Annotated in this window: 20 protein-coding genes and 3 pseudogenes; 12 read left to right on the top strand and 11 right to left on the bottom strand. The window is 25.7% G+C overall.

Annotated elements, in window-relative coordinates; genetic code table 11:
* Positions 1 to 1,094: 1,094 nt before the first annotated feature.
* Together BRE_RS06030 and BRE_RS04990 are read right to left on the bottom strand one after the other, a co-directional pair.
* A pseudogene (locus tag BRE_RS06030) lies at positions 1,095 to 1,433 on the bottom strand (variable large family protein); the annotation flags it as partial.
* A gap of 126 nt (positions 1,434 to 1,559) precedes the next feature.
* The gene (locus BRE_RS04990) at positions 1,560 to 2,651 is read right to left on the bottom strand and encodes a variable large family protein (RefSeq protein ID WP_012539573.1); all 1,092 of its coding nucleotides are present in this window, start codon (positions 2,649 to 2,651) and stop codon (positions 1,560 to 1,562) included.
* 557 nt (positions 2,652 to 3,208) lie between these two features.
* On the opposite strand from BRE_RS04990, the gene BRE_RS04985 reads away from it, so the two are divergent.
* Positions 3,209 to 3,748: a hypothetical protein gene (locus tag BRE_RS04985; protein WP_012539572.1), complete on the top strand. Its 540-nt coding sequence runs from the start codon at positions 3,209 to 3,211 to the stop codon at positions 3,746 to 3,748.
* 401 nt (positions 3,749 to 4,149) lie between these two features.
* Here the strand turns inward: BRE_RS04985 and BRE_RS04980 are convergent, their stop codons facing one another.
* The 4 genes from BRE_RS04980 to BRE_RS04965 are packed head-to-tail and all read right to left on the bottom strand — an operon-like array spanning position 4,150 to position 7,021.
* The gene (locus tag BRE_RS04980; protein WP_041178228.1) at positions 4,150 to 4,701 is read right to left on the bottom strand and encodes a chromosome replication/partitioning protein; all 552 of its coding nucleotides are present in this window, start codon (positions 4,699 to 4,701) and stop codon (positions 4,150 to 4,152) included.
* Positions 4,702 to 4,759: 58 nt separating this feature from the next.
* Entirely contained in the window at positions 4,760 to 5,524 is a 765-nt protein-coding gene (locus tag BRE_RS04975) for a ParA family protein (RefSeq protein WP_012539570.1), read from the bottom strand.
* Positions 5,500 to 6,060: a DUF226 domain-containing protein gene (locus tag BRE_RS04970; RefSeq protein ID WP_012539569.1), complete on the bottom strand. Its 561-nt coding sequence runs from the start codon at positions 6,058 to 6,060 to the stop codon at positions 5,500 to 5,502. Before BRE_RS04970 ends, BRE_RS04975 begins: the two co-directional genes overlap by 25 nt.
* Before the next feature lie 22 nt (positions 6,061 to 6,082).
* A complete protein-coding gene (locus tag BRE_RS04965) occupies positions 6,083 to 7,021 on the bottom strand; it encodes a plasmid maintenance protein (RefSeq protein WP_012539568.1) in 939 nt (312 codons plus the stop codon).
* Between the two features lie 263 nt (positions 7,022 to 7,284).
* Between BRE_RS04965 and BRE_RS04960 the strand changes: the two genes are divergently transcribed.
* The 3 genes from BRE_RS04960 to BRE_RS04950 all read left to right on the top strand — a co-directional run bounded on the left by BRE_RS04960 (position 7,285) and on the right by BRE_RS04950 (position 9,919).
* Positions 7,285 to 7,926 carry a hypothetical protein gene (locus BRE_RS04960; protein WP_012539567.1) on the top strand — a complete coding sequence of 214 codons (642 nt, stop codon included), beginning with the start codon at positions 7,285 to 7,287 and terminating at the stop codon, positions 7,924 to 7,926.
* A gap of 96 nt (positions 7,927 to 8,022) precedes the next feature.
* On the top strand, positions 8,023 to 9,372 hold the full coding sequence (locus tag BRE_RS04955) for a protelomerase family protein (RefSeq protein ID WP_041178227.1): 1,350 nt from the start codon (positions 8,023 to 8,025) through the stop codon (positions 9,370 to 9,372).
* Between the two features lie 88 nt (positions 9,373 to 9,460).
* Positions 9,461 to 9,919: a hypothetical protein gene (locus BRE_RS04950; protein ID WP_041178226.1), complete on the top strand. Its 459-nt coding sequence runs from the start codon at positions 9,461 to 9,463 to the stop codon at positions 9,917 to 9,919.
* Here BRE_RS04950 and BRE_RS04945 read toward each other — a convergent pair.
* From BRE_RS04945 to BRE_RS04935, 3 genes are all read right to left on the bottom strand, one after another.
* Positions 9,894 to 10,175: an acylphosphatase gene (locus BRE_RS04945; RefSeq protein WP_038367357.1), complete on the bottom strand. Its 282-nt coding sequence runs from the start codon at positions 10,173 to 10,175 to the stop codon at positions 9,894 to 9,896. The genes BRE_RS04950 and BRE_RS04945 overlap by 26 nt on opposite strands.
* Positions 10,176 to 10,260: 85 nt before the next feature.
* Positions 10,261 to 11,892 carry a PTS transporter subunit EIIC gene (locus BRE_RS04940; protein WP_012539563.1) on the bottom strand — a complete coding sequence of 544 codons (1,632 nt, stop codon included), beginning with the start codon at positions 11,890 to 11,892 and terminating at the stop codon, positions 10,261 to 10,263.
* An 816-nt stretch (positions 11,893 to 12,708) separates the two neighbouring features.
* The gene (locus BRE_RS04935) at positions 12,709 to 13,965 is read right to left on the bottom strand and encodes an ankyrin repeat domain-containing protein (RefSeq protein WP_012539562.1); all 1,257 of its coding nucleotides are present in this window, start codon (positions 13,963 to 13,965) and stop codon (positions 12,709 to 12,711) included.
* A gap of 162 nt (positions 13,966 to 14,127) precedes the next feature.
* Between BRE_RS04935 and BRE_RS04930 the strand changes: the two genes are divergently transcribed.
* Positions 14,128 to 14,628: a hypothetical protein gene (locus BRE_RS04930; protein WP_232212757.1), complete on the top strand. Its 501-nt coding sequence runs from the start codon at positions 14,128 to 14,130 to the stop codon at positions 14,626 to 14,628.
* 16 nt (positions 14,629 to 14,644) lie between these two features.
* Here BRE_RS04930 and BRE_RS06575 read toward each other — a convergent pair whose 3' ends face one another.
* The gene (locus BRE_RS06575) at positions 14,645 to 14,839 is read right to left on the bottom strand and encodes a hypothetical protein (protein WP_232212756.1); all 195 of its coding nucleotides are present in this window, start codon (positions 14,837 to 14,839) and stop codon (positions 14,645 to 14,647) included.
* A gap of 33 nt (positions 14,840 to 14,872) precedes the next feature.
* Positions 14,873 to 15,331: an ImmA/IrrE family metallo-endopeptidase gene (locus tag BRE_RS04925; protein WP_232212755.1), complete on the bottom strand. Its 459-nt coding sequence runs from the start codon at positions 15,329 to 15,331 to the stop codon at positions 14,873 to 14,875.
* A 46-nt stretch (positions 15,332 to 15,377) separates the two neighbouring features.
* Between BRE_RS04925 and BRE_RS04920 the strand changes: the two genes are divergently transcribed.
* The 7 genes and pseudogenes from BRE_RS04920 to BRE_RS06570 all read left to right on the top strand — a co-directional run bounded on the left by BRE_RS04920 (position 15,378) and on the right by BRE_RS06570 (position 21,650).
* The gene (locus tag BRE_RS04920) at positions 15,378 to 15,890 is read left to right on the top strand and encodes a hypothetical protein (protein ID WP_012539560.1); all 513 of its coding nucleotides are present in this window, start codon (positions 15,378 to 15,380) and stop codon (positions 15,888 to 15,890) included.
* Positions 15,891 to 15,928: 38 nt separating this feature from the next.
* Entirely contained in the window at positions 15,929 to 16,387 is a 459-nt protein-coding gene (locus BRE_RS04915; protein WP_012539559.1) for a hypothetical protein, read from the top strand.
* Between the two features lie 121 nt (positions 16,388 to 16,508).
* Entirely contained in the window at positions 16,509 to 17,864 is a 1,356-nt protein-coding gene (locus BRE_RS04910; RefSeq protein ID WP_012539558.1) for an NCS2 family permease, read from the top strand.
* A 546-nt stretch (positions 17,865 to 18,410) separates the two neighbouring features.
* Positions 18,411 to 18,926 (top strand): annotated as a pseudogene (locus BRE_RS04905) (GMP synthase (glutamine-hydrolyzing)); the annotation flags it as partial.
* A 29-nt stretch (positions 18,927 to 18,955) separates the two neighbouring features.
* Positions 18,956 to 20,409 (top strand): annotated as a pseudogene (guaB, locus tag BRE_RS04900) (IMP dehydrogenase).
* A gap of 299 nt (positions 20,410 to 20,708) precedes the next feature.
* On the top strand, positions 20,709 to 21,437 hold the full coding sequence (locus BRE_RS04895; protein ID WP_232212754.1) for a hypothetical protein: 729 nt from the start codon (positions 20,709 to 20,711) through the stop codon (positions 21,435 to 21,437).
* 15 nt (positions 21,438 to 21,452) lie between these two features.
* A complete protein-coding gene (locus BRE_RS06570) occupies positions 21,453 to 21,650 on the top strand; it encodes a hypothetical protein (RefSeq protein WP_232212753.1) in 198 nt (65 codons plus the stop codon).
* Positions 21,651 to 22,945 lie beyond the last annotated feature (1,295 nt).

Genomic DNA, 22,945 nt, shown 5'->3' with positions numbered 1-22,945 from the left:
ATATTTATAGTTTTTGTTTATTATAAATTTGAGCCTTTTTTTAGAACAAAGTTTACCCAAAAAAGTACAAAGTTTACCCCAAAAAATACAAAGTTACCCAAAAAAATACAGAGTGACCAAAATTAATACAGAGTTACCAAAAAAAATACAAAGTTGACAATTCTTTAAAACAGATATATATTTATTTAAGATGATTAGTATAAAAAAATTTTTAAAAAAATCAAACATCAAAAAAATAATGAAAACGTATTTAACAATAGTACAAATAATATTATAATTGAAATAAATCCTAAAGAAATTATTAATTTTTGTACAAATCATATCTTAATATCAAATAGTACAGAACTTAAAGCAATAGGTATCTTGCTTTCTTCTGGTATTCCATTATCTCAATTCACAAAAAAAAATTTTACTATCACTAATTATACACATGACACTATTACTTACACATCATCATCCAATTTACAAATTAAAAATCATACTTTGGTCAACTCCACACTCATTATAAATGCTATTTATTTCCTAAAAAAACATAAGTTTAATATTATTTACATAAAACTTAATCGTATTCTCAAAAAATTATTTCGTACAAATATAACTACTAAACATTTAGAATATATTTATTCTATTATTCTTCAATCTCTAAACAAAAAGGACAATTCTTACTTTTATGAATCCATTTTACACTTTTTTATAAAAAAAATCTCTAATTTGTATGATGATGTCATGACGCTCATTTACAGTGTTAATTTTAATATAGGAAAAAACATACTGAAACTTAAAAAAATCTAATACTTTACTTAATAAGTATATATTAAAAATGTAAAAAAGTCTAGAGAGACTAGTGATAGTAAAATTTTGTTATTGAATGCAGATAATGGAATATTTGTACTATACAATATTAAGATGTTATTATGTAGTGAAATAAATCATTTTTAGGTTTAATTTAAAAAAAATATTTTTGTACTAATGATATGCATCAATCAAATAACACATCATTAACAAAAATGACATATCTCTCACGATTAAAGATAGAAGTGTGCACATTACAATATACATAATTTATTAATCTAATCACCATTTATATCTACTACTCAAACTCTAGCTACTAAATAATAGAAGCTTCGGTTTAAATTAGCTCCAACTGTTTCAGAGTACTGTATTCCCTTAACAGCTTCTCTTATCTTATCTTATTTATATTAATACTTACTGTTTTCCTAATTATTAAATTAAGTATTCCTAATACCTTATTGACTGCACTTGTTGCTGCTGCCTTAACTGCTCCAACATCATTAGCAGCATCACTAAATTTACCAGTTTTAGTAATTGGCTTTAAGAGCTACTGCTGCTGCTAGATCCGCATTAGTAGCTGCACCAGTACTACTATTAGCAGCCGCAATAGCAGTAGCCAGAACTCCAGATTTATTATTAGCACATGATAAATAAAAAAATAATAAATGTTGCAACGAGACATAATAAAATACAAAAAAGGAAAACAACTCTCATGCATAAAGATGACGCTGCTTTCCTTAATTGTTTTTATTATTTAATCTTACGATTTATTTAACAGTAGAAGTTTGAATAGTGCCAGCTTCTGTAGCATTACTTCCAGATGTCTCAGAATATCTTATTCCTTTAACTGCTTCTTTCACTTTATCAAGTTCAAGATTTACTGCTTTCCTAATAATCATATCCAATATTCCTAATACCTTATTTACTGCACTAGCCGCAGCAGCCTTAATTGCACCATCTTCATTAGCAGCAGGTTGAGTAAATTTACCCCCTTTTGTCATAGCTTTTAGTGCAACAGAAGCCGCTAAATCCGCATTGGTAGATGCAGATCCGTTGTCATTAGCACCAGTAGCAGTAGCTAATTGTCCAGCATCATCATTAGCAGCAGGCGCAACATTATTTTTAGTCTTAGCATTTTTTATCTTATCAATCATTGCCCATGGATCAGCCTTAGCCACTTCACCAGCCAATTTAGTAGCGTCACCTGCAGTAGCCTGAACATTGTGAACCACTGCTTTAGGTCCATTACCATTTGCTACACTATTCCCAGCATTCCCTTTTTCAATCTTCACTCCAGACTTCTCTGCAGTCTCAACTATTTCTTTCACACCTTTAATAATAGCCTCAACACTAGCCTTGTCAGCAGCTACTGCAGCAGCACTACCAGCAGTACCAGCATCACCAATATCAACATTACCTTCTTTAGTTATTCCAGCAAGCTCAGTTATAGAAGTAATCAACTTTGCAATCACTTCACTAGTGCCTTGAATAACAGCTTCTACTCCTTTAATATCAGCATTAGAAGTCGAAACTATTTGTTTTGATAACTCATCCAATTTATCCTTAGTGCTCTTTAATCCATCTCCTATAGTCTTAAAATGTTCCCCCACTTTACTTCTCTTATCATCTGACTTAACAGCATTAAACCCTAATATTCCTCCAACCATATCGCCAAAAGAAGTAAAAACATTCAAAAATTCATTCCTTAAACCAATAATAGACTTCAAAAATTTACTCTGAGAACTCTCTCCCTCTCCTTCCTTTATTCCTCCCCCACTATTACATCCCATCATCACCATCACCAGCACCATTATTATCATCACTCTATTTATCATTTCTCCTTTTATTCCTCTCTTCATTCTTTTCGCCTCCTATTTTTTTATTATTTTTCTAGCTTATCTTAAAAAGATAGTACAATAATTTTATTTCTCAAGTTTTTACAAAAAAATTTTAATTATAAATTTTATTTATAATTAAATAACCTCAAAAAAAAAAAAAAAAAAAAAAAAAAAAAAAAAAAAAAAAAAAAGTATATATATATATATACTTAAAATTTAAGAAAAAATACAATAACCAAAAATTTCAACCCAAAAACCAAACATACATAACACTTAAAAAAACAAATAAGATATATTATTCTCAATTTTAAACAAATGAACAGACCAGAATAAAAGCTAATCTAACTAAAACATTCCTATTAAGGGATTAATAAAAAACCACTCAAACCTAAAAACAATTTAACATACTTACTATAAGTATAACATAATTCAAAAATAATTCAAGATCAATACTCTTGTTTTTTAACTTTATTAAAGTATAATGTTCAAAAGATATCAAATATCATAAACTATTTATAAAAAATTTAATTTTAAATACATGCTATACATATTGCTATAGTATAAAAGGAGGAAATTAAGTGTTATATTCTTTCAAAAATTTAAAACAAACAACAATGCTATTAATTTCTCTGTTTTTAGCATGCTCATCTATAGATATTGAACATGACACAATAAATAAAAAAGTAAGAATATACCAATATTTAAATAAAAATTTAGAATTAAAAGGCGTAATAGACTACCAAAATAACACAACTCAAATATTTTTACACACCAAATTAAAAAATCACAGCATAATTAAACAAACCCCACTAATACTTCCAGACACAACAAAAATAGAAGGTAAAACAAGCTATGAATATGATAACAAATCTTCAAGTGGAAAATGGGTTAATGCGTCCTCCTTCATATTAAATAAACCTATACTAGAAAAACTACTAAATGAAGACGAATATGTATATAACAAAGAAGACGTCAAAATTCAAGTGGGATTAGAAACACTTAAAATGAATAAAGCTAAAATCAAAAATTTCTTAATAAAACTCAATATAACAGAAAAGCAATATATCAAAAATAAACACACTGAAAAACAAAATATAAAAAAATATAAAGAGCTTTAAAGTTAACCTAAAAACACATAAAGTTAATTTTAAAGCTCTTTATTTATTTACAAACCAAAAAAGATTCTTACACATAAAGTTCATATTTGCATACAAACCATTCTTAATCAACAAAAAATATCGATAAATATCAGTCAATAAACAGAAATAATATCAACATTCTCTTAAATATAATTAAAATGACAAAGGCTACTTTATTGTAGCCAACCTATTATTCTAATCAAACAATAAGAGTGAGACTTCAAATCTCAATCTATAAAACAATTATAAACTATTTTATTTTTTTGTAAAGTCTTTTTTAAAAATTTTTATATTATTAAACAATAAATAAACATAAATATATTATAAAAGTCCAATATTAATTAAATAATAGATAATTTTAACAAAATAAGATAAACTCACTATGTTTTTAAACTATTATATCTATCTTGCATCTTATAAAAAAAATCCTTTTCAATCTTGTATACTTCCTGAAGCAGGAAACTAGCAAATTTTATATTTGATCTATAAAAACTAAAACTCTCTTCATCATCCAATCTAAATCTTAAAGATTTTAAAGGTTTAGCACTACTTTTACAAAGAAGATGCCCATTTTCTAACACTTGAATAGCATAATCTACCCCTCTATTTAAAATTAAATCATAATCAATTTTACCACTATCAATTCCCGCCACCAATTTAATATATCTATATATAGAAGTCTTTGCTATTTTATAACTTTTAATAAAAGACGCAAAACTTTTATACCCATCAAGAGCATAATATTTACTTTCATTAATTTCTTTAAAAATTCTAGCGGTTTCTATTTTATTATAAGATTCTTCTTTTATCAAAACCTTAAGTTTTTCTTTTAATTCTAAATATCTCTCTTCTCTTGTTTTATTAAACTCTTTAATTCCATCAAGTTCTAAATCAATCCTCCTAACTATCTCTATTTTTTTATTCTTACTCATCATACACCTCTTTAAACTAATAGTTCCAAATTGGAACTATTAGTTCCATTTGGAACTATTAGTTATGATAAATTTTCTTCAAAAAGGTATCTAATATCCCTTCATAAGCCTTATAATAATCTTCATTTGGATTAAAATTATTTCTATAAAAAACAGTTTTCCTAAGATTATCTCTCTTGGGAACACTCCCCAAAAAATTATCTTTATACTCACTTTCAATAAAATTTTTTAACTCCCTATCTATATTTTGCCTTTCAACCAAGTTAGTTACTAAATAAAACATCGGCAATTCATTTCTAAATATGTCTCTTAATCTATTAGTGATCAAATCTAAACTCTCAATCGCCCATTGATCAGTAGGCAAAGGAACAATAAGATAATCAGTAATTATTAAACTGTTATTAAGCAAACTTCCTAAAGTAGGAGCGGTATCCATAATAATAAAATCATATCGATACTTTATATAACTTAAAAATATCTTAAGCAAACTTTCTTTCAAAGATATATTTTCTTCATTAAATTGACTTAAACTTAAATGACTAGCTATAAAATCAATATTCGTATTAACATTAATAACTGCATTCTCAATATCTAATCCTTTTTTCAACACTCTATATATATTTATTTTTTTGATATCTACATTTTGACCTTTTATAATATTAATGTAAAAACTAGTACTACTAGCTTGTGGATCTAAATCAATTAATAATACTTTATAATTTTTAGATGAAAGAATATTGCTAAAAAACAAAGCTGTAGTACTTTTTCCAACGCCACCCTTAATTGAAGCTACAGTAATTATTTTTGGTTTTCTTTTATCCATTTCAATATACCTTTATCCTCAAAATATTCTTTTCCATAAAACCGATGCACTTCTTTCTCTAATTTCAATGTTCTACTCAACAAAGAATTATAAAAATTTTTTTCCTTATTCTTTGATTGCAACAATGTACACAAACTTCTTAAATAACAAAAAACACTTCCTTTTTTAAATCTAAATTCTATATAATAGATCTTTATTATTTTAGATGTCTTTCTGACCTCATTCTCTTTGTAATGCACAATAAATGGTTTAGGTAGCTTAGCAAAGCCGTAATAGATTCCCATAAATCTATCTCCTTGCCTCATATGAAACAAATGCAAACTTTCACACTTGGTGGGATCAAAAACATTCCTGAAACACAGCCAAAATTTACCCTTATTAGGTTTAGCTTCAAAATTGTTTATCATGCTAAAAATCTTCGTATGGTACATTTTTTTATAATTTTTATCTTCTATCCTCTTAAAAAAATTATTGTTTGCCTTATTAAGTTCCAATCTTCTTGCCAGTAATTTTGCTTTCAACTCACATGTTGCCATATATTTTTCTTCCCATATATTCCTAACTGGATATCAAATTTTTTGCCTTTATAATATCAGATACCAAATCACTTACTTTCACTATCTTATTTGGGTCGTCTATATAATTCATTTTTGGTGCCACAATTTTTCTTTGATTTTGATACATTTGTTGTGCTTTTGTTTTATTTTTGTCTTTAAAACTTCCTATCATAAAGTTAAAATCTGTTTTAACACCTCTTTTGGACATAAACCATATTTTATCCCTCTTTTTTTTAAGAAAAGTTTTAAAAAAAACTACAACATCATTTTCTTTGTATTCCCTCAACGCTTCCATAAAATCTTTCAAATTCCACAATGTATTTTTATAACTTAACTGAGTTTTCACAATATTTCTGATTTCACTTAGGTCTTTTTTCGTTATGTTAAACTTTTGTAGGATGATCTTTTCTAAGTGTTCTGTCCCATTTTTTTTCTTTTTGAAATAAGAATTCTTATATCTATAGTATTTATCTTTTTTATAACTTAAAAGACATGAAAATATCTGATGTGAAATTTTGAATTGTTGCTTTTGTTCTTTTAATTTGTCTTTATTAATAGCTTTGTCTATAGCTTGCTCTGTATTTTTCTTTTTTTGTATAAAATAAGCTGTGCTTATTGCTTTATTAGCCATCTTTTCAAGATTTTTATTGATTATGTAATAAGTAAAACTTCCATTATTTTTTCCAAGAGGATTGAAATCGGTTTTTAGTAGTCCAATTTTTTCAATGCTTGTAATATCGCTTTGTATAGTTCTTCTTGTTACTGTTTTAAATCCGTTTTTTTCTAATATTGAATTTACCATAATTACAACATTTCTTAGAGAATATCTTTTTTTATTTGTAAAATAATTATGTTGCAGTTTTTTAATTACCCAAAACACCTTTAGTCTTCGATCTACTACTTTGTTAAATGGAATTTTGTTTATCTTTTTGCGTCTCATTTTAAACTCCTATCGTTTGATATTTATCTGCAAAATACTAATGATATTTTAATTAAATGTTTATGAAAAGTAAAGTCTTTAAATAATACGTTAACATTTTGTGTTGTTTTGTTTATTATTATTATTATTATAGAATATGATTATCATCATTATAGAATTTCATAGTTCTAATTGATGAATTATTTGCTAGCCTATCTAGGCTATATTGTTAGGTGTGCGTTTTATTAAGATAAGATAATATTTGGATTTGTCACGAGGGGTTTTTGGGTGTAGTCTATAAATTTTTTTTGTCTTTTATATTTATTTTTTTTTCTTGTAATTTTGATGTTTCTTCGAAATTTTTTACTCCTTTAGAAGATGCAATCAAATTAGAAATATCGAGGTATGAGTCTTTAGGTAATAATAAGTTTAAAACCTATTTGCATTCTAAGAATTATTTTGAATCTGTTAAAGATATTAACGGCTATTCTTATTATTTTATATTAGATAAAACCACAAAAAGCATTGTTATGGAAATAATATTATTTTCAAGGATAGCAGTTTTATTAGATTATAAATTTGGTTTTATTTTTAATTTTGGTTTTAATTTTGATTTTTTAAATGTTATTTCTCCCAATGTATTTGAGTTTCAAGTTAAAAAGTTATTTAAGAAAAAAGTTTCTTTAGGTTTAGGTAATGGTCTTGATATAAAAAATGATAGACAAATTTCTACTTATAATTTTAATTTACAACATGTAGAAGAGATTAATCGTGAATTTGAGAATAGAAATCATAAAGATGATCTTAATTCAAGCACGAGTGAACTTATGTATTTTGTAGGAAGTTCTGAATATTCTGTTTTAAGAGAAACTTATATTGTTCTTTATTATTATGTTTTTAAAGCTATTGAGAGATTTATGCAATAATAGGAGTTTGTAAGTAATTTTAATTTATATATAATAAAAATTATTGTAGGTTGAATAGGTGTTCTTATTATCTTTTCTTGATATAATGTGTTTAGTATGTCTTTGAAAGTAAATATCAAAAAAGATCTTGAGTTGTTTAGAAAAAACTTAGAAGAAATATATGTTAAGTATTTGAAGCAGGAAATTTCATATTCTAAGTTAAAGATGGGTCTTGAAATGCTTGCTGAAAAGCATAAAAATATTCTTTTGAGAAAAAATAAATTTACTAACCTTTCAATGATATTAAATCTTTCTAAAACACGTAAAATAATAAAAGAATATATCAATCTTGCTGTGATTGAAGAAATTAGGCAAAAGAATAAACTTTTATTTTTTTGGATTCCTAAAGAAATAAAAGAACTTTCTAATATTGATATAAAAGATTTATGTAAGATTGAGGAATTGATGATTGCTAATAATATCCTTGGTCAGAAAGTTTATTTTGAGTCTTTTCTTGGTTTGTTTAAAAGTCCTGAATGGTTAAATGATTATGCACATCATTATAAGATTTCAAAGATTAATAGTTACAGAAGAGAACAAATATCAGTCAAAATAAATTTGAAGACTTATATTAAAATCATAAACATTTTATTGACTCAAAAAAGGGATATTAGGTTGAAATTTTATGGAGTCTTAATGGCTACAGGTAGACGTCCTGTTGAAATAATGAAGGTTTCTGAATTTTATGTTCAAGATGATGAACATATCTTAATGAAACATATTGCTAAAAAGAAAGAGCATAATTTAATTCATGAAATAGTTTTTCCTACTTTTGCTGATTCTAGATTGGTAATTGATTCAATATCAAAAATAAGGTATATGGAAAGGACAGAAAAGCTGTCAAAAGAGATTATATCTTCAAATCTTGCTTATAGTTATAATAGATTATTTCGTAAGATTTTTGAAAATATATTTGAACCCGAAGAGTCGATTTATTTTTGCAGAAGACTTTATAGTAGATTTTCTTATCTTGCATTTGCTCCAAAAAATATGGAGTTAAATTTGTGGATCACTACAGTCTTAGGGCATGAGCATGATGATATAATAACAGCTTTTCATTATAATCGTTATATTTTAGAAAATTTGGATGATAATGCTGATGTTGATTTATTGAAACTGCTTAACAAACGAATACATACCTATGTTAGGAGGAAGACTACATATTCTGTTGTTAATATGGAAAGATTAAATACATTGTTAGAGTCTTGTAACATTGTAGATGATAATTATATTAAGACTTTGCGTGTAATTCAGGAATTTATGATAGAAAAAGGTTTGGCAGAATTAGAAATGCTCAGAGGTCTTAATGTTAAAATTCGTAAGCTTTTTAAGCAAAAATATGGTTATAATTATAATTATGCAAAATTAGGAGAATATTTATCTTTGATTTTTGGATATGATACTTGAAAGAAGTATATTTAGTATCAATTTTATTGAATTTATTTAAGTTTTTTTAAATATTTTGATTTATATTATTGTAATATATTTTAATTGTATGGATACAGGATTTCTTTATTTTTTTAAAAAGGCATTAAGTGTCGATGATAATAGAATGGTTTATATTTCTTATCTTTATGATAATTTGGTTTCAATTCAACCAATGCAGGATTGGTTGAAAATTGATTTTAGAGATTCTAAAAGGGGTAAAAAGTATTTTTTTCTTTTTCAAAGAAATAAGTTAAATGGAGAATTTATTTCGTGTAATTTTTTAAGAACAGAAACAAATCATGCTCTTGATATTAAATTTTCCGATGGCAATTTAAATATTTTTTGTAAGGATAGGAAGTCATTAGAATTTTTAAAATTTAGAGTTGAACATTTTTTTAAATCTAGTACTAAAAGCTTGAAGGTTGTAAGTAAAAGTAATAATAAGCCAAAGGTTGGTAAAATAAAAGTAATTAAGGCAAATATTAGGAAAAATATTAATATCAATAATAAGAACAAAAATTTTTAAAATCGAAGGGGTACTTTGTATCTAAGATTTTTTTTTCTATTTTGTGAATTTTTGAATATCCATTGCCTTTTTTTAGTGCATTTTCGAATGAGTCGATTTGTTTGTTATTGATGAAAAAGGCTATTATTTCTACTCTTCCATCATCTAAATTTTTGACAAATCCTTTAATTCCTATTTTTTTTGCTATTTGTTCTGTGAAAAATCTAAATCCTATGCCTTGTACTTTTCCAGAAATGAAATACTGATATTTATGCATCATTGTATTCCTCCTTTAAAAAATGATAAGAGGAGTAGTTTTTAATAATATTTTTCTCCTCTTATTGTTAGTTTATATTTTTTGATTATTTAATAATTTGAATTTTGTTTATTTCCATTCTTATATTATCAGAGACTCCTCCGAATACGATTTGAATATCATTTCCTTTTTTAAGCATACCGCTTGCTCCAATAGATTTGAAATAAATGTCAGACTTTACTAATTCTATTTGATTAACATTTATTCTTAATCTTGATGCACATGCATCAAGGTATGTTATATTTCCTTTTCCTCCAAGTCCTTCTAGTACTTTTCTCGCAATTTCTGAGATTTTTGTTTTGTGTGGGTTTGTTTTTATTATGTCTTCTTCTATATCTTCGCGACCAGGTGTTTTAAGATTGAATTTTATAATTGCAAGTTTAAAAATGTAATAAAACCCTATGAAGTAAAATATTCCAATAGTAGGAATCATGATCCAAGTTGTTTTACTGTTGCCTTGTAATATTCCAAATAAGAACATGTCAATTAACCCACCAGAAAATGTTAATCCAACCCCAATATTGAAAATATGAGCTAATAAGTGAGCAAGTCCAAAGAGCGGGACATATATGAGATAATAGAGAGCAGGTGCTGCAAATAGAAAAGCAAATTCAAGGGGTTCTGTGATTCCTGTTAGCATTGATGTAAAGCCAGCTGATATTAATAGAGAAGCAGCATCTTTTTTATTTTCGGTTTTTGCTGTATGATACATTGCAAGAGCAGCTCCAGGCAATCCAAAAATCATTACTATAAATTCTCCACTAAAAAAACGGGTTCCTTTTGTGACTTCAAAATGTGTAGTATTAGGATCTGCTAATTGTTTGAAGAATATATTTTGTGCTCCTGATATCAATTCTCCATTAATTTCCATTGTTCCGCCTAGAGATGTTTGCCAAAAAGGCATGTAGAAGATATGATGAAGTCCAAAAGGTATCAAAGATCTTTTAATTGCTCCATATGCAAATGAGCCAAAATATCCCGATTTTTCTATGATATTGCCTAATGAGGTCATCATACCTTGAATGAATGGCCAAATACATGTTAAAATTATTCCTACTATAAACATTACAAGTGTGGTTATGATGGGAATAAATCTTGATCCTCCAAAAAATGCTAGGAATGTAGGTAGATGGATATTGTGCAATTTGTTATGAAGCATTGCTGCAATAAATCCTGCTATCATTCCTCCCATTACGCTCATTTGTAGGGAAAAAATTCCAAGTACATTTGTATATTCTTGACTTTTAGAAATTGCTTCTGCTTCGGTTGTTCCAATTGCTAAGAGTGCTTCTACATTTGTGGTTGCAGGAGTAATGCCTTGAATTGATAAAACTCCGTTAATGGTTTGATGCATAACTAAGAAACCTATGACACCAGCAAGTGCTGCTGTTCCTTTTTCAGCTTTTGCTAGTCCAATTGGAATTGCTATTGCAAACATCAAGGGTAAGTTTGCGAAAATAACTTCTCCTGTATATTTTATTAAAGACAATGTTGCATGCATTATAGTTTTTTCTCCAAATAGTGCTTCAATTCCATAGGTTTGAATCATTGTTTTGTTAGTAAGAGCACTGCCGATTCCTAGTAAAAGTCCGGCTATTGGTAGCAAAGCTATTGGTAACATGAAAGCTTTTCCTACTTTTTGTAATGTTGTAAATATAGATTTTGATAGTATTGACATAATATCCCCTCCCTTAAATTGTTATTAAATTTAATATAATTAAAAATGTTAATTATATTATTGATTAATATTAACAATATTTGGTAATCTTGTAAATAAATTTTAAAGATAAAATTCTTTTTCAAAGAATTAAAGAATTCTATATTGTGATACAATAATGTTGTTTATTTTCATTTTATGTCTTAGTTGTAATTTTTTGATGAGCGTCCTTTTAATAGATTGAATTTCATATATTTCAATTTTAAATTTTATAATGTAAGTGTCTTTACATTTAATTATGTATGATCTTGTCAAGATTTGTTGGTCTTTTGGATTATTTTTGTTTCTTAAGTTATTAAATATATCTTTATGTTTGTCATTATATAAATTATTTTATTATCTTTTTTTTGGTTTTTAAGGTACAGGTCTTTGCCATAGATAAATATAATGGTTTAAATAGTGAAAATAGTTGCTCTTAAGAGAAATTGAAAAGTTTTAATATTTTATGCATGTTAATATTAGTTTTAATAAGCGTAAATATCTATCTTATTAATTTTTCAGTCTGAACTCTTGTTTTATCAATAATATTAAAAATTGAATTAGTTTGATATTATAGTATTTTTTATGTGAGATGTATAGTAATACAATTCTATCTTATTTCTTGATTTTTATTTGAATAGTTTATATTAAAATAAGTTTGTATATTTGTAACTGTAAAATATCTTTTGCATAATTTAATTTTTTTTATTTTCAATTCGATATGCAATTATAGAGTATGGTAAATATTAATTAATTTAATTAATATTTACCATATTATAAGATAATAAAAATAATTAATTAATTATTTTTATTATTATATATATGTAAGTATTGGTAAATTTCTCCATCTTTGGGAGTATAATCTGATGGTAGTTTTTTTGTTAGGTCTTTTATATGTGGGTTTGCTCCTTTTGTTATAAGAGATTTGATGAAAGTGATATCATATTCATTAATTATTGCATGATGAAGTGCTGTTTTATTTTCTTGATCGGTTAGATTTATATTGAAATCTTTTGACATTATATGATTTATTATATTCTTAGCTTTTGACTTTATTGCATAAATTAATACGGGATTTCCATCTGAAAATATTGTATTTAGAGAAAATGTATTTGGATTTTGTTTTAAGAATGTTTTAAAATCATTTAATTTGTCATTATTTATCAATATTTTTAGTTTGTTTTTTTCTTTAATATATTCCTTGTATTCATTTTTAATTTTAATGCTTTTTAAAAAGTTGTCCTGATTTTCTGTTAAATCTATATAATAAGGGATCGTATCGATGTTATTTTTATAATAATCAATATTTCTTTTGGTGTTGTGTGAGTCAATATAATAAACATTAATGAGTTCTTTAAAATAATTATTGTCATTTTTAGTGATTTCAAATTTAACCTTATGATTGTTATATACCTTAAATAGAGTTAAATTGTATGTTTGATCATAGAATAATAAATTTGTTATTTTGCCTTCTGAATTCCTAAGAATAGGAATGATATTTCCATCTTTGTCAACACTGATGTTTGATATTTGATTATTTGAACAAGGTAATTTATATTTGTTATACATTGGTAAAATTTCTCTTTCTAATTGAGAAATTTTACTTTTAATTTCTGTATTTGTTGCTTTAATGTATGCATCATAATTTTTTTTGATATCAGTTGGTGTTTTATTGATTTTTTGTGAATATTTTTCAATACTAGCATTGAATATTGTATTTATTGGATTTAATTTTGACATTAATTCCATTTTGATTGGTTCTTTTAATGGTAAAATGTATTTTTTTAAAAATGTTTCATTGATTTGGTGTATTTCGAAAAAATCCTTTTTAAATTTTTGAAAATCTTCTAATAATTGTTTTTCTGAAAAATAATGAGATAAATTAGTAGCGATTATAAAAAAAATAAATAAGGTCATATAATATAAAAAACTTAGTTTTTTCATTTTATTCTTGATTTTAATTCTTAAATTTGTATTGAAAATGGTAAATGATGTAATTCCTATAATAATATATCCAACATATATAGATATATTACTTAATGTGTGATAGCTCATTTAAGTTCCTTTAGATTGATTTTCATACATTATTATATCAAAACAAAGTTATTTTATTTACTTTGTTTTGATGAAAAAGTATAATCGAGTTGTTATATGCGTATTTTTTTAAATTTTTATATTTTCTTTATCTTTTTGTTTTTTTTAAGTTGTTATACAGTTTTGTTAGATAAATTTGACAGTAATGATGATTTCAATTTTTTGACTTTAAGAGAGTTGATGGCATATCCTGAACTAAGGATTTCGGGTATTGATCTTAAAAAATATGCAGTTTTAAATGATTTATACAATAATAACTTTGAATTTATCAAAGGAGATCAAGAGGGTTTTGTTTCTATTTCTGATTCTAGTTATAATAGTAACATTGAATATATTAAAAAGCTTTATTTGTATAATAAGAAGTTGTATAAAATTATTGTAGCGTATAGTATAGTGCAGGGTTCATCTTTTAAGTCAGAAATTTTGAAGTATTTTGATAGACATAATATTAAAGAGAAATTTCCTTTAAGAATAAATGTTCCTTTTTATAGGACAAATATAGGTGACAAGTCTTGGGTTGTTATTAAGAAAAATTTTTTGGATCTGCTTATTCAAGATAAGAGATCTTTATTTGTTGCTAAACGTAAATTAGAAAATATGCTTGAGATTTTTTCCGTTCAATAATTGGTGATTGTTTACTCTAATTCTTCAAAAATTTTTTTATGCTTGCTTTTCTTGTAATTTCTCTTTTTTCTAGGTCTATTGCTATTGATTTTTTTAATTGGTCTATGTTTTGTAGTAACAGATCCTTAGCTTTTGTTCTATCTATTTGTTTGGTTTTTAATTTTTTTTGTATTTTGTTTTCTTTTTCAATTTTATGGATTTCATTGAGCATACTTAATTTAAAGTGTATGATATTTTCAGATACTTAAAATTCTTTTGCCATTATTTTTTGTGGATATCTTATTGATTTATATTGTGGTACTTTTAGTTTTAGAGTGGTAGTTGGAATTAATAAATTTGTTGCAAATATGTTAGCTTCTATTGTCATGTTATTATCTTTAGTATTGATTATATCTGTTCTTTTTGATGGATTAAAAACTTGATATTTATGCATTAAATAGTGACCAAGTTGCTGTGCTATTGCGAATCTTTTATTTGTTAAGTTCATTGTTTCATTTATATATATAGCTTTTTTATTTGGTTTAATATATCCAGAAAAATTTTTATATTTTTTTTCAAATGTGATTTCAAATACTTTAAGTCCTTCGCCTATTACAATTTTGATGATAGGGACGGGGATAAGCAATACAGCATATTTTGAGATTATATAATCAGAATAAATATAAGGTGTTTTAATATATGAGCTAAAATTATTGGATTTCATTCAATATAAACATTCTCCTTTTCATATTGTATAATATAATTTAATTATGAGATATAGTTTTTTTTTATTTGTTTTGTTTTTTTTTTCATGTAAGACTTTAAGTGTACATGAGATTTTAGATAAAAAATTTGATAAAATAGAGAGGGCAAGTTATTTTCTTTATTTTTATCCAAACAGTCAAATTTATATCAAAAGAGATAAGTTAACTAATAATTTTTCTGTGTTCTTGAATATAGTGTTGAATTTGGACTTAAAGTCGGATTTTAATAGTGATTATTTGAAATTAATACAAGATGGTAACTATATTGGTAATGTTAGTATTTCTAAAGTTGTAAGTATTGGGAGATTTAGATTTTTATATGTTAATATTGATAGAGGCAATTCTGATTTAATCTTAAGGGCTCTTAATCCTCATAAAAGTTTATCTTTTGTTTTAGATGAGTATTCTTATCAAGTATGGACTCGTGAGACTCTTGAATATGATGCCAAGTTTATTGATGTTGATTTTGAAAGTAGTAGAAATACTCTGAAGTATGTTCTTGATAATAATATTTTATAATAAATTATGTTGGTATATAAAATTTCCATAATAGGTTAATGATAAAGTTTATTAAATATTTTATTTTATTACATTTTGTTTTTTTAATGTTTTCTTGTGAGACTATTGATTTGAAGGATATTGATAAGGATCTTGAAGGGTTAAGTAAAAATTCAAAATATATTAGATTAATATTTGGGAATAATAAAATTTCTTTAAGGCATTATTTTACCATTGCTGGAAAGTTTCATTTAAGATATAAAGAACCATTGTTTTTAAAGTGTGACAATGATATAGTAGCTTTGTTTTTATTTAGGAGATATAAAAGAATTGGTAGCGGGTATATTCAGACTTTTTTTAGTGTTGGTAAGGATGTGTCTCTAAAAGTGTATCTAGAGCTTGTTAGAAGAAAAAAATTTTTTATTATAAATAGTGCTGGTCAAGTACTTAAGACTATTATTTTTTCTAATAATTCTAATAGTGAAGATGTGTTATTGCAAAATAATAAGATTATTTGAGATATTTGTATATAGTGATTTTTATCTTTTTTTTTATTTTTTGATTATAGTATTAATATAAGGGTATAATGATATTAATTTTAATTTTTGATACAACTAAGATGTTTGGGAGGAATTTATTTTGAGTGACAATAATGAAACATTAATATCTCAGATTAAAAATAATAGTATTGATTATAAAACAGAAATTATAGCTGGAATTACAACGTTTTTAAGTATGGCATATATAATAGTTGTTAATCCTTATATACTCTCTCATGCGGGGATGCCTATAGGAGCATTGGTAACAGCTACATGTTTAACGGCTGGATTTGCTGCCATTTTTATGGGATTTTATACAAATACTCCTTTAGCATTGGCATCGGGGATGGGTATTAATGCGTTTTTTGCATTTTCTGTTGTAAAAGGAATGAATATACCTTGGGAAATAGCTTTGGGAGCAGTTTTTATTGAGGGTATTATTTTTATTGTTTTGTCTCTGTCAGGAATGCGTGAAGAGATTGTAAATGCTATACCAGGGAATTTAAGGTGTGCGATTACTGTTGGTATAGGTTTATTTATTGCATTTATTGGTTTCGTTAATAGTGAGATCATTGTTAGGAATGAGTCTACGTTGGTTGGACTTGGTCATATTATGAATTTTAAGGTTTTACTTACATTGTTAGGTATTATTGCTATATTTGTTTTTGAACTGAAAATGATGAAAGGAAGTATCTTATTGTCAATTTGTATGACCACTTTAATAGCATGGTGTTATGCTCTTTTTGATAGAAATGCTGCTTTAAATATGGGTATTAGGTTGCCAGATGGTTTTTTAAGATATGAATCAATTGCACCTATATTTAATAAATTGAGTTTTGAATATGTGTTGGGTAAAAATTTTTGGAGTTTTAGTTTTATAGTATTTATTTTATTATTTAATGATTTATTTGATACTATTGGGACTTTGGTAGGAGTTGCGTCAAAGGGTAATTTGGTTGATAGTCGAGGTAAGATACGTAATGCTAATAAAATATTATTAGTTGATGCTGTTGCTACAACTTTTGGAGCTTTGTTAGGAGTATCTCCTGTGACTACCTACATTGAAAGTTCAACAGGCATTGCAGAGGGAGGTAAAACAGGATTTACGTCAGTTGTTACAGGTATTTTATTTATATTGTCGGTATTTTTTGCACCTTTATTTGTTGCTGTTCCTACTGGTGCTACATCAGCTGCTTTAATATATGTGGGATTTTTTATGTGCAAGGACATAAAAAATATTGATTTTGCAAATATTAGAGAAGCTATTCCAAGTTTTTTAATATTATTTTTAATTCCTCTAACTTATAGTATAGCTGTGGGTATAGGAGTAGGGATAATTTTTTATGTGATTATAAGTGTGTTATATGGTTTAATTACCAGAGAAGGTATCAAAGTTTCTCCCGTTATATTTTTGTTATTTTTTATTTTTGTTTTAAAGTTGATATTTTCTCATTAAATTAGCTAAGCTAACATCTTCTAAAGAATTTTGTATGGTGATTGATAGATATGAAAGATAGTTATTGATAGTTTTTTTATTATTTAGGATTTAGATTGAGTATTTGAAGTGACATAATTTGTATTATTGATTTTAATAAATTTTTTTATTATAAAGTTAGGAAAAAGTATTAATCATTACTTATTAATTACTTTTAAGATAGACTTAATAGTTATGATTTAGTGAAATATAATACTCAATGTTTGATATTGAGTTTGTTGTTTTTTTGTTAATTTGTTTCAAAGGATATGTTGTTTTTAGATAAAAATAGTAGTGTTTTATAGTATTTGTTGTTAGGAATTTATGAGGTTATTGAATTGAATAAGCTTTTACTAATAAAGAAAAATAATGTTAAACGATTATGGTATGAATAAGGTAATTATTGAATATAAGGTGTTTATTTGTGTTATTCTGGTAATTAGAAAGTTAATATAAGTTTATTGGATTAATTATTTTTTGTTTAAGTATGGTGTTGATCATTATGGGTGTGTTTTCTCTTCAAAAAATATTAAATCACATCATAATGTAGGAGGACTTCCCGATAAAATTAACCTAAATTTATTAAAACCGTTAAGGAATCTTTTTAAAGATGAGGTAATTCAATTGGGAGTGCAATTGGGTCTTGAAGAGGAAGTTCTCTATAGACATCCATTTCCAGGGCCAGGATTGGCAATAAGAATAATAGGGGAAATAACAAAAGATAAGATTGATATTTTGCAAGGAGCTGATCATATTTTTATAGAAGAGCTTTTGATAAATAATTTATATTATAAAGTAAGACAAGCATTTGTGGTGTTATTGCCTGTAAGAACTGTAGGTGTTATGGGAGATAACAGAACATATGAATATACAGCTGTCATTCGGTGTGTTAATACTTTAGATTTTATGACAGCTAGTTGGGTTGAGTTACTTTATAGTTTTTTAAGAAAAGTTTCATCACGAATAATTAATGAAATTAGGGGGATAAATAGAGTGTGTTATGATATTTCTTCTAAGCCCCCAGCGACGATAGAATGGGAATAATTATAAATTAGTGAATGAGGGAGAAATAATTGATGGATAAAATAGTAAAAGAAGCTTTGACTTTTGATGATGTTTCTTTAATTCCTAGGAAATCATCTATATTACCTAGTGATGTTAATTTGAAGACAAGATTAACAAGAAATATATATTTAAATATACCTTTTTTAAGTTCAGCTATGGAGACAGTTACAGAAAGTAGAATGGCAATAGCGGTGGCAAAGTAAGGTGGGATAGGTGTTATACATAAGAACATTACTATTGAAAAGCAAAGGAAAGAGGTGGAAATAGTAAAATCTTATCATCGTAATGGGATTATAAGGAATCTTATTACGATTAATAAAGATACTAGTATTAAAGAGGCTAGAAGGTTGATTGTTAAACATAATATTTCTGCATTGCCAGTTACAGATCATGCAGGTAAAATATTAGGTTTAGTAACCAGTAGAGATATTAAGTATATTGCAGATGATAATACTCCTATGATTAATGCAATGACTAAAAAATTAATTACTGCAAAAGAAGATATTACGTTGTCAGAAGCTAAAGAGATTTTATTTAAGCATAAGATAGAAAAGTTACTTATTGTTGATGAGTCAAATAGTTTGCGAGGATTAATAACTTGCAAGGATATAGATCATGTTGAACATCAAGAATATTTTCCAAATGCATGTAAAGATATGAATGATAGATTGAGGGTTGGGGCAGCTGTTTCTACTGATGTTGATACTTTAGAGCGTGTTGAAGAATTGGTTAAGGCAGATATGTTGATGTTATTGTTGTTGATTCTGCACATGGACATTCTACTAAGGTAATTGAAATTGTAAGGGAAATTAAAAGTAAATATCCAAATTTGGATGTTATTGCAGGTAATATAGTAACTAAAGAAGCGGCTTTTGATTTAATTGATGCAGGTGTGGATTGTTTAAAAGTGGGAATAGGTCCTGGGAGTATATGTACAACAAGAATAGTTGCAGGAGTTGGTGTTCCACAGTTGACAGCAATTAATGATGTTTTTGAAGCTTGTAAAGATACGAATATTTGCATCATAGCAGATGGTGGTATTAGATTTTCAGGAGATATAGTTAAAGCAATTGCTGCAGGAGCTGATAGTGTGATGATAGGTAATCTTTTTGCTGGGGCTCATGAATCTCCTTCAGAGGAAGTAATGTATAATGGCAAGAAATTTAAGATTTATGTTGGTATGGGATCTCTTGCTGCTATGGCTAGGGGTTCTAAATCTAGGTATTTTCAATTTGAAAGTAAAGATTCTCCTGGGAAATTGGTTCCTGAGGGGATTGAGGGGATGGTTCCTTATGTTGGTAAGGTAAAAGATATTATCTTTCAATTAAAGGGGGGTTTAATGTCTGGGATGGGATATTTGGGAGTTGAGACAATATTAGAATTAAAGAGAGATTCTAAATTTGTCAAAATAAGTTCCGCATCATTAAGAGAATCTCATACTCATGATGTTTTGGAGAATTAAAAATTTATTGTTTGATTTTGTAGTTAAGTTTTATATTATTTATAATTTTGAATTTTATTAAATAATTGTTTTATAGTTATCCATTTATATTTACCCTAAATTTAGGGTAAAAGTCTTAGTGTATATATGATTAAATTTAATTTCAAGATAAATATATTTATATAATTGATGTTCTATCTGTATATAATTTCAGTGTTTACTTTTTTTATGAATTTTGATCAGTAGTATATTCTTGATTATTGCTAATTTGGAAGTAAAATGTTGTACACAAGCTTTTGATTTTAAAAAGGAGGAGAAAAATGACCAGATATAATGATGTATTTATATTATTGATGCTAATATCTATAGTATCATGTAAAAATGCAGTTGACGGAACTAAAACTGTCAAGGATGTAAATGGTAATGCAAGAAATGGTTCTAGAGCCAAGAGTGATTTTGTTGTAGCTAATGGTCTTGATATAAGGAATGGTCCTGCTCTAGAGAATAATTCTGGTATTGATAATGCTAATATTAGAAATGATGTTGATCGATTAAGCAAAGATGATATTGTTCAACTTAAGACTTTTATTACAAAGTCTGTTAAATATGCAAGATCGTTATGTCTTCTTATACAAGAGTATCATACAATTTATAGTTTTCTTAAAAATTATGTGTATTGTGTAAATGGTTCTGGTAATTGTGATAATGCGAAATTAACCAAGGAATCTATAGATGTCATAGTAAAAATGAAGGTTGATAATATTGTTGATAAACTTGAGAATATTTTAAATTATTTTAAAATTCACAATCCTAAGATGAGGATAGATTCAATTGAACAACTTAAGAAAATTTTTAAATATCATGTTAATTTTGTCTTTGATAGTAACGAAATAAAAATGGATCAAGTTGTTGATGTTGTTAAATTGATAATTAATGCTTATGAAAATGTTATTGATACTGCTGTAAATATGTATGCTGATATGTTTTCTTTTATAGTGTCTCAGTGTTCTTCAAAAAAATTAGCGGAAATTTCTAAAAATTTTGTTTGAAGTATCAGATTATGTATGAAAGAAAATGATAGTAATAATATTTTATTGGTTCAAATTATGATTTCTGTTTTTGAATCTATTTTTTTAAATCAGGGAGATATTAGAGATGTTAAAGAAAATGCCAGAAAGTTATTTTTTTATAGGAGAGGAAAAGAATTATTAAATTCTATTGATGAACTTTATGTTGTGTATCATATAGCCAGACTAAATTAGGTTTTATTTGATTTTTGTTTTTATTAATGGTCTTAATATTCATTAAAATGGTAAAAAAATGCCAATATGTTATTAAATTGTCAACAAACTTAACTATATTTATCTCATATTGTACTCATTCTATATCTTTGATTGGTTATAAGAGAAAATAAAGAGTGATGTTTAATAATATTGATGGTAATTAATAAAATTACTGTTTTAATTTTGTTAATTATCATTAATATTATATATAAAAAATTAAAAATGCTATCCTATATATATAATAATAGTGCATTTTAAATTTAATTATTTAATTTAATAGGCTGAAAATGTCAATGTTTTTGAAAATTTATATTTATAAAGGTCAATACTTCATACTAATTTCCATCAAAGAGATTTAATAAAATTTAAATACTTATGCTTTTAACATATTAAATCAATGTCAGAGGTGAACTTTAATATCTATATTTAAATTATTACTATTTATATTGACATATAAAATCAAATGTACTTGTAATCCTTCATTTAGTGTACTAATGATATTAATTTTACTAAGTTTATAGTATTGATTGATATGGGAATATAAAAAAAGAAAAAATATAAAGTTGTGGTGATGCTGGAGGATGGATTTTATCTTCAAATAGGTATTGTAATTAGTATTTTGTCAAATATGTAAAGATTTAATTAAGAAAAACATGTTAGTGTATGTTTTTTATAAAAATATGAAAGGTAAGAGACAGCAAAGGTAGTGAATTTTTAAATATAAATGATAGTTTTGATATTAATTTTAAGCAATTTAGATTAAGATTTGGAATTATTGTTTTGTTAAAAATAGTTTGGATAATAAAAATTTGATAATAAAGTTATGATGTAATTAAATATATGCTCATTATTGATAATAATATAGGTTTAGTTACTATGAAATTTTTCTAATAATTATTTTCAGATATGTTTTAGTTGTTTTTCTCTCATATGAATAAAGAAAACCTCAGAATTATGTGATGATGCGTATATATAAGAATTTATTATATTTGATTGCTTTTTCCTTTTATTATTTTGATTTCAATAAAGTGAATAATCTGCATCATAGTTATCTAAAAAAAAAGATTTACCTTTGAACGCTTCATTTTGATCATTTTTGTATGTCATTACTTTAGTTGTTTTATAATACCACTATTGAAAAAATTTTCTATAAACTTTGATCAACAACAGGAACACTTCTAACAGCAGTACTTTCTTTATCAGAAGATCTTCTCTTTACTTATCAAAATTATCTTTAATATAAGTCTTCTTATTAAAATACAATATAGTAAATA

The sequence above is a fragment of the Borrelia recurrentis A1 genome (assembly GCF_000019705.1).
Lineage (GTDB): Bacteria > Spirochaetota > Spirochaetia > Borreliales > Borreliaceae > Borrelia > Borrelia duttonii.
This window is presented reverse-complemented; position numbering and strand designations above follow the sequence as displayed.